Here is a 12,315-nt window from a genome sequence, read left to right on the forward strand (position 1 = left end):
CAGGTGAGTGCTTCCCGGCGGAGTGGGACCACCGACGAGCTGGGGCCGGACGAGCCCGGTGAGCCCGGCGGATCCGATCTGCTCGCCGCGCTGCTCGACGGCATGGACGCGGCCCTGTGCGCCTTCGACGCCGACGGGGTCGTCACGCACTGGAACCGCGAGGCCGAACGCATCCTCGGCTGGACGGCCGCCGAGGCGGTCGGGCGGCACGGCTTCGCCGGATGGGCGGTGCGCAGCGCCGACGCGGAGGAGGTGCACGCCCGGCTGATGTCGGCGATGCACGCACCAGGACGGCAGGTGCACGAGTTCGCGCTGGTCACGAAGGACGGCGGGCGCGTGCTCGTGCGCACGCAGTCCGCCGCCGTGCGCGGGCCCGACGGCAAGCCGGCCGGGGTGTACTGCGCGTTCAGCGAGGTGCACGCGCAGATCGACCTGGAGCGGTCGATCGCGCTGAGCGAGGCGCTGTTCGAGGACGCTGCCTGGGGAGTCGTCCTCATCGACGCCGACCTGCGGCCCGCCGTCGTCAATGCGCACGCGGCCCGTGCCCTCGGGATCGGGCGGACGTCCGCGCTGGGCAGGCCGCTCGGCGAGCTGCTCGCGCAGGGCGTGGAGGAGCTGGAGGCCGCGCTCACCCACGTACTGGCCGAGGGCGCGCCGCCCGCACCCGCCGAGATGTGGGTGACCCTGCGCTCCTCGCAGGGCGAGAAGCGGCGCTGCTGGCGGAGCGGGTTCGTGCGGCTGGCCTCACCGCTCGCGGAGGAACCGGTGCCGCTCGGCGTCGGCTGGCTGTTCCAGGACGTCACCGAGAGCCGGCAGAGCGAGCAGGAAGCGGCCCTGCTGCGGTTCCGGACCAACCAGTTGCACCGCGCCGCGCGGGCCGCCGCCGAGTGCGAGAACCCGGCCGAGGCGGCCACCGTCCACCTGGACTTCGCCCTCGCCGGCTTCGCCGACCACGCGCTGATCGACCGTGTGGCGCCTTCCCCGCGCGCGGAGGGACCGGACGGCGAGGAGACGGCCGTGCGGCTGGTACGGCTCGCCGCGACACCCACCGGAGCGCCGGGGCCGAGTCTGCTCACCGGCGCGGCCGGGCTGCCCGTGCGCTACGAGCCCGGCCATCCGGCGCTGCAGTGCGTGGAGCGGGCCGGCGCGGTGCGCACGGACGCCGGGTCGGTCCCGGCGGAACGGGCGCGGGAGTGGGCGCTCGCCCGGCAGTGGCCCGGGGACGCGGTGCACGCCCTGTGCGCGGTGCTGCGCAGCCGGGGACGGACCCTGGGCGTGGTCACCTTCCTGCGCGGCTCCGGCCGCAGCCGCTTCGAGCGGTCCGACACGGCCTACGCGGAGGACGTGGCGGTCCGCATCGCGGCGGCGCTGGACCTGGCGGAAGCGGTGCGGGAGGAGTAGGCGGCGGTGGCCCGCCTGCGGGCTCAGTGCCGGTAGAAGATCCGGTCGCCGTACTCCCGCATCACCCGGCCGTTCCACTCGTGCCCGCCGTCCACATTGCCGGAGCGCAGCAGCGGGGGTTCGATGCCCCGGTCGGCGAGCGCGGCGGCGGTGGTCGCCATCACGGCCTGCATCAGGGCGGAGGTCACGACCGTGGAGGCGGGCGCGAAGGGCGCCGGGATGGTGTCGAGGGTGAGTTCGGCGTCGCCGACGGCGATCTTCGAGTCCAGGACGATGTCGCAGTGGTCCTTCAGGAAGGTGCCGGAGGCGTGCCGGGACGTGGTCTGCGCGGCGTACGCGACCGAGGTGACACCGATGACCTTCACGCCGAGGGCGCGGGCGTTCAGGGCCATCTCCACGGGCAGGGCGTTGCGCCCGGAGAGGGAGATGATCACGAGGGCGTCGCCGGAGCGGACCGGTGAGGTGTCGAGGACGGCGCTCGCGAGCCCGTCGACGCGTTCGAGGGCGGAGCCGAGGGTGGCCGGGGTGACGTCGACGCCGACGACACCGGGGACGGCGAGCAGGTTCATCAGGGCGAGGCCGCCCGCGCGGTAGACGACGTCCTGGGCGGCCAGCGAGGAGTGCCCGGCGCCGAAGGCGAACAGTCGGCCACCGGCGGCGACGGTGTCGGCGAGCAGGGTGCCGGCCGCGGTGATCGCCCCGGCCTCCTCGTCGCGGACCCGTTGCAACAGGGTGATGGCGGCGTCGAAGAACAGGTCGGCAGGCGTGCCGTCGCTCATGCGGTGCCCCTTCGCAGCGTCTGTGTCGCGGATCACCGTGCGGTCTGGACCAGTGCGGTGTCAATACGGGCACGGGTCACCGGACACATCCAGCGGCATCCGGCGAAAAACAGTTGAGTACCTTCCCTCGCCTTCTTAGGGTGTGGAGTACACGAGAAGGGAGGTGGTTCGGCAGATGTATGAGAACCGGACGCGTGAGGTGGCTGCGGGCTAGCGGTCCGCCACCACATCCAGTGCGGTGCCGGACCAGCACGTGACAGAGGCGTGCAGCCGGCCCCATTCCCAAGCAGTCACCCGACCCGCGGGCTGCCGGTACGTCCGGCCGGCTCCTCCTCGGAGGAACCCAGCCCGCGGGTCGTCTGCGTTCGCGGGGAGCCTGGTCAGGGGCTGAGACGCTCGGTCTTCCAGCCTCCGTCCGGCCGGCCCACGTAGCGCAGGCGGTCGTGGAGGCGGTTCTCGCGGCCCTGCCAGAACTCGACGGTCTCCGGGGTGACGCGGAAGCCGCCCCAGTGCGGTGGGACCGGGACCTGCTCGCCCTCGGGGTAGCGCGCCTCCAGCTCGGCGTAGGCGGTGTCCAGTTCGGTGCGGGAGTCGATCACCGAGGACTGGGCGCTGGCCCAGGCGCCCAGCTGGGAGCCGTGCGGGCGGGTGCGGAAGTAGGCGGCCGTCTCGTCGCGGCCGGTGCGCCGGGCGGTGCCGGTGACGATGACCTGGCGGGCGAGCGGGTGCCAGGGGAAGAGCAGGCAGATGTGCGGGTTCTCCGCGAGGTCGCGGGCCTTGCGGGAGTCGTAGTTGGTGTAGAAGACGAAGCCCTCGGTGTCGAACTGCTTCATCAGGACCGTGCGCGAGCTGGGCCGGCCCGCCGCGTCCGCCGTGGAGACGACCATCGCGTTGGGTTCGTAGACCGTACCGTGCAGGACCGCCCGGGCGGCGTCCTCGAACCAGCGGGCGAACTGGTCCATGGGGTGTGCGGCGAGGTCCTGTTCGGCGAGGCCCGCCGCCCGGTACTGCTTGCGCATGGCGGCCGGGTCGAGGGCGGGGTCCAGGAGGGGTTCGCGGTCGGTCACGCGGTCATCCTGCCGTATCGAACGCCGCTGGCACTCGGTGTCGTACGGACTCCCCAAGGATGGCACCGGGGGTTATCGTGCTGCTTCCCCCACGGTTTCACTGACCACCGGATGACCACCGGCCGATCGGGGCATCACCGGGGTGACCGCCGCCGACCACATCACGAGGAGCCGCCTGATGTCCGATTTCGTACCCGGACTCGAGGGAGTCGTCGCGTTCGAGACGGAGATCGCCGAGCCGGACAAGGAGGGCGGCGCCCTGCGCTACCGGGGCGTCGACATCGAGGACCTGGTCGGACACGTCTCGTTCGGGAACGTGTGGGGGCTGCTGGTCGACGGCGCCTTCAACCCCGGTCTGCCGCCCGCCGAGCCGTTCCCGATCCCGGTGCACTCCGGTGACATCCGCGTGGACGTGCAGTCGGCGCTCGCCATGCTGGCCCCGGTGTGGGGGCTGAAGCCGCTGCTCGACATCGACGAGGGGCAGGCGCGGGACGATCTCGCGCGGGCCGCCGTCATGGCGCTGTCGTACGTCGCCCAGTCCGCGCGGGGCCAGGGGCTGCCGATGGTGCCGCAGCGGGAGATCGACAAGGCCAAGTCGGTCGTGGAGCGGTTCATGATCCGCTGGCGGGGCGAGCCCGACCCCCGGCACGTCGCGGCCGTGGACGCCTACTGGACGTCCGCCGCCGAGCACGGCATGAACGCGTCCACCTTCACGGCGCGGGTCATCGCGTCCACGGGCGCGGACGTCGCCGCCGCGCTGTCCGGTGCGGTGGGCGCCATGTCCGGGCCGCTGCACGGGGGTGCGCCGTCGCGGGTGCTCGGGATGATCGAGGAGATCGAGCGGACGGGGGACGCGGAGGCGTACGTCCGCCAGGCCCTGGACCGGGGTGAGCGGCTGATGGGCTTCGGGCACCGGGTGTACCGGGCCGAGGATCCGCGGGCGCGGGTGCTGCGGCGTACGGCGCGCGAGCTCGGCGCTCCGCGGTTCGAGGTGGCCGAGGCGTTGGAGAAGGCCGCGCTGGAGGAGCTGCACAACCGTCGGCCGGATCGGGTGCTCGCCACCAACGTGGAGTTCTGGGCCGCCATCGTGCTCGACTTCGCCGAGGTGCCGGCGCACATGTTCACGTCGATGTTCACGTGTGCTCGGACCGCCGGGTGGTCGGCGCACGTTCTGGAGCAGAAGCGGACGGGGCGGCTGGTGCGGCCTTCGGCCCGGTATGTGGGGCCCGGGCCGCGGAGGCCGGAGGACATCGAGGGGTACGGGGAGATCGCCCACTGAGGGGGACGGCTCGGGAGCGCGGGCGACTGCGGGCCCTTGTGGCCGGCGGCGCCCGCGCGGCGGAGCCGCACGCCGGTACGGCCCCGCGCCCCCGAGGAATTCACGCCGCCGGCATCAACAGGCTGCTGTGGTGTCGCTCCGCCACCAGGGGGTGGGCCCTCAGCTTGCCCTTGAGTTCGTTGTAGCCGTACTCCGCGAACAGGGGGTTCGAGGGGTCGGTCGTGATGCCCGGCGCCTCGGACGCGTGCGGGAAGGGCAACGGCTCGATCCTCGCGTCCAGGCGGGGGTTGTAGAAGAACGGCACGGAGAAGCGTTCCGTCGCTCCCGGGGGGCTCACCACGCGGTGGTTGGTGGCCAGGAGGTAGCCGTTGGTGGCGACCTCCAGGAGTTCGCCGAGGTTGACGACGAAGGCCCCCGGCAGGGGCGGGACGTCGTGGAAGAGGCCGTCCTCGCGGTGGACCTGGAGGCCGCCGACCGTGTCCTGCAGGAGCAGGGTCAGGAAGCCGTAGTCCTTGTGCGCGCCCACGCCCTGGTCGGTGCCGTCGCCCGCGCTGCCGGGGTAGCGGACGAGCTTGAGGTGCGGGTGGGCACGGTCGCCGAAGATCGGGTCGTAGAAGCCGGCCGGGGCGCCGATCGCCGCCAGGAGCTCGTGCAGGAGGCGCTCGGCGACCGTGCTGAGCCTGTCGATCCAGGTCAGCGCGGCGGTGCGGAGCTCGGGGAGGGCGGCGGGCCACTGGTTGGGGCCCTGGAGCCACCAGTACGCGGGCTCGCCCGGGGCGGGGGCGCGGGCCGGGCGTTCGGCGCCGATGTCGAGCTGGTCGCGCCAGTCCCGGGCGCCGGCGGTGCGCTCGTCGCCGGTGCGCGTGTAGCCCCTGAAGTGCGGCGAGTTCACGTTGTCGAGGGCGAGCCGGTCGGCTTCGGGGAGCGCGAAGAAGGCCCGCATGGCGGTGAGCAGCGCGTCGGTCTCGGCCCGGGTCACGCCGTGCCCGACGAGCTGGAAGAAGCCGACGTCGTGGGCGGCGCTGTGCAGTTGGGCGTGGAGCAGGGCGCGGGCCTGGGGGCCACGGTCGGCGGCCGACAGGTCGATGATGGGGAGCTGGTCGTACGACGGGGTCGTCGCGATGTGCGTCGTCATGGGTGCGTCCACAGGGGTGTGTGGGCCACGGGCAGGCCCGCCGGGGATGGAGGCGGCGCCGCCCAGGATGCCGTAAGAAGAGGGAGATAAAAGGGGCTGAATCAGGCCGAAGGCCGACAGCCCATGCTCGTGACGCGCACGTAGTCCACGTGGCGACGGCGAACGAGCATCGGAAGCATGGGCCCAGCCTACTGCGCGGCGCGGAATACGGATGTGGCCCGGTTCACGGCCGGGAGGAGCGGGCAGTGCCTGTCAGAACCTGCCCCAGACGCAGACCGTACGGTGGCCGTCCAGCGCGTCGGCCGTCAGCGTGCGGAAGTCCCCGGTGAACCCGGGCCAGTTCCGGAACTCGAAGCCGAGGTGGCCGAAGGCGAAGTAGTCCCAGGCCCAGGTCCGGTCCGGCAGGGGGACGGGGGCGGCGCAGGCGGGGCAGTCGTCGTCGGCCTCGCCGGTCTCGTGCCGCTCGGTTTCCAGCGGCCGTCCTCCGGGCCGACCGCCCGGTCCCGGTGCGGGCCGGGCAGGTGCTCCCCGAAGGAGCGGCTGGTGCGCTCGGGCAGCACGACGCCCTCGGTCACGAGGCGGTCGAGCACGCGCCGGGCGAGCGCCGGCGCCTCGGCGGCGGTGGCGTCGAGGTCGACGATCGTCCGGAAGGTGTCCCTCCTGCCCGGAACCGTAGCCGACCCCCCTGACAACGGCTCAGCGCAGGGCCTGTTCCAGCAGGTCGGCCCACTGGTCGACGACCCGCCGGCGGCGGGCGGTGTCGTCGGTGAGGAGGTTGGCGAGGCCGAGGCCGCGGGCCAGGTCGAGGAAGCCCTGGACGGTCTCGCGGACGCCGGGGCGGGACTCGTCGGCGCCGAGGAGTTCGACGGCGATGCGGTGGGTCTCGCGGCCGACGCGGGCCTCCAGCTCGGTCACGCGCGTGCGCAGCTGGTCCTCGTTGGAGGCGGCGACCCACAGGTGCAGGGCGGCGCGGAAGAGGGGGCCGGTGTAGAGGTCGACGAGGGCGGCGACGACGGCACGGCGGTCGGCGGTGCGGTCCGGGAAGAGGTCCCTGAGCGCGGTGGAGCGCTCTTCGGCCACGTACTCGACGGCGGCCGTGAACAGGTCCTCCCGGGTCGGGAAGTGGTGCTGGGCGGCGCCGCGGGAGACGCCGGCGCGCTCGGCGACGACGGCGACGGTGGAGCCCGCCCAGCCGTGTTCGGCCAGGCAGGCCACGGCGGCCTCCAGGAGCCGCTGCCGGGTGGCCCGGCTGCGGTCCTGCTTGGGGAGGCGGTCCCGTTCCGCCGTACTCACACCACCCATGCCGCGTCCCGTCTTTCCAGGAAGGCTGTCATCCCCTCCCGTGCCTGGTCGGAGGCGAACAGCCGGGCCGAGAGGGCGGTCAGGTCCGCCGCATCCCGGTCGAATGTCTCCAGCACCCTAACCGTGAGCAGCCGTTTCGTCTCGGCCAGGGCCTGCGGGCAGGAGCGGCGCAGACCGTCGAGGACGGGGGCCAGGGCCTCGTCCACGTCGTCGGCCGTGGTCGTGAGCAGGCCGAGGCGTACGGCCTGCGCCGCATCGAAGCGTTCGCCGGTGAGGTAGTAGCGGGCCAGGGCGCGGGAGTCGGTGCGCGGGATCACCGGCAGGGAGATCACGGCGGGTGCGACGCCGATGCGGACCTCGGTGAAGGCGAAGGTGGCCGCGGTCGACGCGGCGGCGATGTCACAGGCGGCGAGCAGGCCCAGGCCGCCCGCGCGAACGTGCCCGGTGATCCGGGCGACGACCGGTTTGGGCAGCTCGACGATCTGCCGGAGCAGGCCGACCAGGGCGTCCGGCTGCGGCGGGTCGCGCAGGTCGGCGCCGGCGCTGAAGGTGGTGCCGGTGTGGGTGAGGACGACGGCGCGCACGTCCGGGTCCTTGCCGCAGTCGGTGAGGGCGCTCGCCAGGTCGGACACGAGGGCCGCCGAGAGGGCGTTGCGGGTGTCGGTGGAGTCGAGGCTGAGGGTTTCCACGGCACGCGCGCGCGTGCGGCTGATCAGTGTCACAGCAGCTCCCGGAGTTCCCGGCGCAGGATCTTGCCGGAGGCGGCGCGCGGGACGGTGTCGACGAAGGTGACCTCGCGGACGCGTTTGTACGGCGCGACCCGCTCGGCGACGTACAGCATGATCTCGTTCCGCGTGAGCCCGGCGGCGGTGTCGGCCCGGCGGACGACGAAGGCGTGCGGGACCTCGTTGCCGTCGTCGTTGTAGGCGCCGACGACGGCGGCGTCGGCGATGCCGGGGTGGGTGAGCAGCAGGGCCTCCAGTTCGGCGGGGGCCACCTGGAAGCCCTTGTACTTGATGAGCTCCTTCACCCGGTCCACGACGAACAGCCAGCCGTCCTCGTCGACGTGCCCGACGTCCCCGGTGTGCAGCCAGCCGTCGGCGTCGATCATGGCGGTGGTGGCGTCGGGGCGGCCGAGATAGCCCTTCATCACCTGGGGGCCGCGGATCAGGATCTCGCCCGACTCGCCGGTGCCGTGGTCCTTGCCGGGGTCGTCCAGGGACACGATCCGCATCTCGGTGCCGGCGATGAGCCTGCCGACCGTGCCGGCGGGGGCGTCGTGCAGCCGGTCGAGGGGCACGACGTGGGTGCCCGGGGACAGTTCCGTCATGCCGTAGGCCTGGCCGATCGGGGGGAGGCCGAGCCGTGCGGCGCAGGCACGGGCGAGGTGGGCGTCCAGCGGGGCGGCGGCGCTGATGACGTACCTGAGCGAGGAGAGGTCGTAGCGGGTGACCGCCGGGTGCTTGGCGAGCGCGAGGACGATCGGCGGGGCGACGTACAGGCCGGTGATGCGGTGCTTCTCGACGGCCGCGAGGAACGACTCCAGGTCGAAGCGGGGCAGGACGACGACCGTCGCGCCCTTGCGCAGGGGTGCGTTCATCAGGGCGGTGAGCCCGTAGATGTGGAAGAACGGCAGGACGGCGAGGATGCGCTCGCCGGGTGCCATGGTGACGGCGGGCTCCAGCTGGGCGAGGTTGGTGGCGATCTGCCGGTGGGTGAGCATCACGCCCTTGGGGACGCCGGTCGTGCCGGAGGAGTACGGCAGCGCGGCGACGTCCTCGGCCGGGTCGAAGGCGAGCCGCGGTTCGGGGGCGGTGGTGGCGAGCATGTCGACGAGCGAGTGGTGCCCGGGCGCGCTGTCGCAGACGAATATCTCCCTTATGCTGCCCGCGAGTTCGGCGGCACGGCGGGCCCCCTCCAGCAGGGGCGACACGGTCACGATCCAGCGCGCCCCGCTGTCGCCGAGCTGTTTGGCGAACTCCTCGGGGGTGGCGAGCGGGTGCACCGTGGTGACGGAGGCACCCGCGCGCGTGGCGGCGTAGAAGGCGGTCGGGAACGCGATGGTGTTGGGGCTGTGCAGGGCGAGGACGTCGCCCTTGCGGACGCCCGCGTCGGCGAGGCCGGCCGCGACGCGCCGGTGGAACCGGTTCACCTGCTCGTACGTGAGGGTGGTGCCGTCCGTACCGTCGATGAGGGCGGGACGCTCGCCGAAGTCGGCGGCGTGACCCAGGACGGCCTCGTGGATGGGGAGTTCTACGGGCGGAACGTCTGCGTACTCGCTGCGGAACACGGTTCCTCCAGTGCGGTCGCCTAGTACGACTTGGGCAGGCCCAGGGTCTGATGGGAGACGTAGTTGAGAATCATCTCCCGGCTCACCGGAGCAATACGAGCCACGCGCGCGGCCGTTATCAGCGAGGCGAGTCCGAACTCGCGCGTGAGCCCGTTGCCGCCGAGGGTGTGCACGGCCTGGTCGACGGCCTTCACGCAGGCCTCCCCGGCGGCGTACTTGGCCATGTTGGCGGCCTCGCCCGCGCCGATGTCGTCACCGGAGTCGTAGAGGTGGGCCGCCTTCTGCATCATCAGGCGGGCCAGTTCCAGGTCGATGTGCGCCTGCGCCAGGGGGTGGGCGATGGCCTGGTGCGCGCCGATGGGGGCCTTCCACACGGTGCGGTCGCGGGCGTACTCGATGGCCTTGGCGAGGGCGTAGCGGCCCATCCCGATGGCGAACGCGGCGGTCATGATCCGCTCGGGGTTGAGCCCGGCGAACAGCTGCAGCAGACCGGCGTCCTCGTCGCCGACGAGCGCGTCGGCGGGCAGCCGTACGTCGTCCAGGACCAGCTCGAACTGCTTCTCGGCGGCGCCCAGTTCCATGTCGATGGGCCGCTTCTGGAAGCCCTCGGCGTCCGTCGGGACGATGAACAGGCAGGGCTTGAGGCGTCCGGTGCGGGCGTCCTCGGTGCGGCCGACGATCAGGACGGCGTCGGCCATGTCGACACCGGAGATGAAGACCTTGCGGCCGGTGAGCAGCCAGTCGGCGCCGTCCTTGCGGGCCGTGGTGGTGATGCGGTGGGAGTTGGAGCCGGCGTCGGGTTCGGTGATGCCGAAGGCCATGAGACGGGTGCCGTCGGCGATTCCCGGGAGCCACGTCCGCTTCTGGGCCTCGGTGCCGAAGCGGGAGATCACTGTGCCGCAGATGGCCGGGGAGACGACGAGCATGAGGAGGGGGGAGCCGGCGGCACCCAGTTCCTCGAGGACGATGGAGAGTTCGGTGATGCCGCCGCCACCGCCGCCGTACGCCTCCGGCAGGTTGACTCCGAGGTAGCCGAGCTTGCCCGCCTCGGACCAGAGTTCGGCGGGGGGTTTGCCTGCGGCGACGGCTTGCACGAGGTAGTCGCGGCCGTAGCGTTTCCCGAGGGCGGCCACCGCCGCGCGGAGGGCCTTGTGCTCTTCGGTTTCGATGACGGGAGACATGAGGCTCCTAAGAAGAGGTTTCCTGCACTACGGCGAGCAACGTTCCTGGTTCCACCTGCTGGCCGGGGCCGGCATGCAGCGCGGTCAGCGTTCCGGTGACCGGCGACGAGATCTGGTGCTGCATCTTCATCGCCTCCACCCAGATGAGGCCTTGGCCCGCCCGAACCGTTGCCCCGGCCGTCAGCCCCTCGGCGATCCGTACGACCGTGCCCGGCATCGGCGCGAGCAGGGAACCCGGTGCGAGCTGGGCGGTGGGATCGGGGAAGCGGGGCAGGGCGGTGAGACGGGTGGCCCCCACGTACACCTCGTCGCCGTAGCGGGCGACGGGGTACTTCCGCTCCACGCCGTCCACTTCGAGAACGACCAGGCGCGCGTCGGCGTGCACGACCCGCACCCCCTCGGCCGCGAGGCCCTGCCTCGTCTGCCGGTAGCGGACCTCGTGCTCCTCCCCCGCCACCGCGTACCGCTTCACCTGCGGCTGGGAGGGAACGTTGCGCCAGCCGCCGAACCGGGAGCGGCCGTGGGCGTCGGCGAGGGCGGCGGCCAGCGGGGCGTACGGGTCGGGGGCCGGGGCCGTCAGGGCGGGCAGGTGGCGGTCGTAGAAGCCGGTGTCCATGCGGCCGTCGGCGAACTCGGCGTGGCGCAGGGAGCGCACGAGGAGGTCCCGGTTGGTCGCGGGGCCGTGGATCGCCGCGCCCTCCAGCGCGCCCGCGAGCCGGCGGATCGCCTCCGCGCGGGTGGGGGCGTGGGCGACGGCCTTGGCGAGCATCGGGTCGTAGTGGACGCCGATGGTGTCGCCGTCGGTGTATCCGGTGTCCAGGCGGACTCCGCCCGGTACGGCGAGGTGGTGCAGGGTGCCGGTCTGCGGCGCCCAGTCCTGGGCGGGGTCCTCGGCGTACAGCCGGGCCTCGACGGCGTGGCCACGCGCGCGTGGCGGGTCCTTCTCGAGGGCCCCGCCCTCCGCAACGCGGATCTGTTCCGCGACCAGGTCGATGCCGAACACCGCCTCCGTGACGGGGTGTTCGACCTGGAGGCGGGTGTTCATCTCCAGGAAGTGGGCGCGGCCGTCGGCGACCAGGAACTCCACGGTGCCGGCGCCCACGTAGGCGACGGCGCACGCGGCCTGTACGGCCAGCACGTACAGGTCCTGCGTGAGTCCCTCGGGGAGTCCGGGCGCCGGGGCCTCCTCGACGACCTTCTGGTGGCGGCGCTGCAGGGAGCAGTCGCGGGTGCCGAGCGGCCAGACGGTGCCGTGGGCGTCGGCGAGGATCTGCACCTCGACATGGCGGCCGTGCTCCAGGTACGGCTCCACGAAGACCTCGCCGTCGCCGAAGGCGCTCGCGGCCTCGGCGCGCGCGCCCTCCAGTGCGGCGCTCAGCTCCTCCAGGCGGCGCACGATCCGCATCCCGCGCCCGCCGCCGCCGGCGGCCGCCTTCACCAGGACCGGCAGGTCGGCCTCGGTGACGTCGGCCTCGCCGAGGGGCGCGATCCCCATCAGCTCCTTCGCGCGGGTCTTGGACGCCATCGCCTCGATGGCCTCGGGCGACGGCCCGATCCAGGTCAGGCCGGCGTCGAGGACGGCGCGGGCGAAGCCGGGGTTCTCGGACAGGAAGCCGTAGCCCGGGTGCACGGCGTCCGCGCCGGCCGCGAGGGCCGCCTTCACGATCAGGTCGCCGCGCAGATACGTCTCGGCGGGCGCCGCGCCCGGCAGTCGTACCGCCGTGTCGGCCACGCGCGCGTGGAGCGCGTTCTCGTCGGCGTCGGAGTGTACGGCGACCGTCCGGATTCCCAGCTCACGGCAGGTGCGGAAGATCCGGCAGGCGATCTCGCCGCGGTTGGCGACGAGCAGAGTCGAAATCACGGAACCCCTCATATCCGTCA

At 73.0% G+C, this 12,315-nt stretch carries 10 protein-coding genes; 2 read left to right on the forward strand and 8 right to left on the reverse strand.

Features of this window, described 5'->3' with window-relative positions; genetic code table 11:
- The first annotated feature begins 3 nt into the window (after positions 1-3).
- On the forward strand, positions 4-1,401 hold the full coding sequence (locus AB0D93_RS07475) for a PAS domain-containing protein (RefSeq protein WP_362114473.1): 1,398 nt from the start codon (positions 4-6) through the stop codon (positions 1,399-1,401).
- A gap of 23 nt (positions 1,402-1,424) precedes the next feature.
- Here the strand turns inward: AB0D93_RS07475 and AB0D93_RS07480 are convergent, their stop codons facing one another.
- Together AB0D93_RS07480 and pdxH are read right to left on the reverse strand one after the other, a co-directional pair.
- The gene (locus tag AB0D93_RS07480) at positions 1,425-2,180 is read right to left on the reverse strand and encodes an SIS domain-containing protein (RefSeq protein WP_362114476.1); all 756 of its coding nucleotides are present in this window, start codon (positions 2,178-2,180) and stop codon (positions 1,425-1,427) included.
- Between the two features lie 380 nt (positions 2,181-2,560).
- Entirely contained in the window at positions 2,561-3,247 is a 687-nt protein-coding gene (pdxH, locus tag AB0D93_RS07485; protein ID WP_362114479.1) for a pyridoxamine 5'-phosphate oxidase, read from the reverse strand.
- 178 nt (positions 3,248-3,425) lie between these two features.
- Here pdxH and AB0D93_RS07490 point away from each other — a divergent pair, with 178 nt between their 5' ends.
- A complete protein-coding gene (locus AB0D93_RS07490) occupies positions 3,426-4,526 on the forward strand; it encodes a citrate synthase 2 (RefSeq protein WP_362114482.1) in 1,101 nt (366 codons plus the stop codon).
- 100 nt (positions 4,527-4,626) lie between these two features.
- Here the strand turns inward: AB0D93_RS07490 and AB0D93_RS07495 are convergent, their stop codons facing one another.
- From AB0D93_RS07495 to AB0D93_RS07520, 6 genes are all read right to left on the reverse strand, one after another.
- On the reverse strand, positions 4,627-5,661 hold the full coding sequence (locus tag AB0D93_RS07495; RefSeq protein ID WP_362114485.1) for a 2-oxoglutarate and iron-dependent oxygenase domain-containing protein: 1,035 nt from the start codon (positions 5,659-5,661) through the stop codon (positions 4,627-4,629).
- A 696-nt stretch (positions 5,662-6,357) separates the two neighbouring features.
- Entirely contained in the window at positions 6,358-6,963 is a 606-nt protein-coding gene (locus AB0D93_RS07500; RefSeq protein WP_362114488.1) for a TetR/AcrR family transcriptional regulator, read from the reverse strand.
- The gene (locus AB0D93_RS07505; RefSeq protein ID WP_362114491.1) at positions 6,951-7,685 is read right to left on the reverse strand and encodes an enoyl-CoA hydratase family protein; all 735 of its coding nucleotides are present in this window, start codon (positions 7,683-7,685) and stop codon (positions 6,951-6,953) included. Before AB0D93_RS07505 ends, AB0D93_RS07500 begins: the two co-directional genes overlap by 13 nt.
- Complete coding sequence (locus AB0D93_RS07510; RefSeq protein WP_362114494.1) at positions 7,682-9,253, reverse strand: 4-coumarate--CoA ligase family protein; 1,572 nt, start codon at positions 9,251-9,253, stop codon at positions 7,682-7,684. Before AB0D93_RS07510 ends, AB0D93_RS07505 begins: the two co-directional genes overlap by 4 nt.
- Positions 9,254-9,273: 20 nt before the next feature.
- Complete coding sequence (locus AB0D93_RS07515; RefSeq protein ID WP_362114497.1) at positions 9,274-10,434, reverse strand: acyl-CoA dehydrogenase; 1,161 nt, start codon at positions 10,432-10,434, stop codon at positions 9,274-9,276.
- Between the two features lie 7 nt (positions 10,435-10,441).
- Positions 10,442-12,295 carry a biotin carboxylase N-terminal domain-containing protein gene (locus AB0D93_RS07520; protein ID WP_362114500.1) on the reverse strand — a complete coding sequence of 618 codons (1,854 nt, stop codon included), beginning with the start codon at positions 12,293-12,295 and terminating at the stop codon, positions 10,442-10,444.
- Positions 12,296-12,315 lie beyond the last annotated feature (20 nt).

The sequence above is a fragment of the Streptomyces sp. NPDC048191 genome, from assembly GCF_040652655.1.
GTDB lineage: Bacteria > Actinomycetota > Actinomycetes > Streptomycetales > Streptomycetaceae > Streptomyces.

Bases quoted from the DNA above. Each gene is read 5' to 3' on its own strand.
- AB0D93_RS07495 (WP_362114485.1), bottom strand. From the start codon at position 5,661: ATGACGACGCACATCGCGACGACCCCGTCGTACGACCAGCTCCCCATC.
- AB0D93_RS07490 (WP_362114482.1), top strand. From the start codon at position 3,426: ATGTCCGATTTCGTACCCGGACTCGAGGGAGTCGTCGCGTTCGAGACG.
- AB0D93_RS07515 (WP_362114497.1), bottom strand. From the start codon at position 10,434: ATGTCTCCCGTCATCGAAACCGAAGAGCACAAGGCCCTCCGCGCGGCG.
- AB0D93_RS07500 (WP_362114488.1), bottom strand. From the start codon at position 6,963: ATGGGTGGTGTGAGTACGGCGGAACGGGACCGCCTCCCCAAGCAGGAC.
- AB0D93_RS07480 (WP_362114476.1), bottom strand. From the start codon at position 2,180: ATGAGCGACGGCACGCCTGCCGACCTGTTCTTCGACGCCGCCATCACC.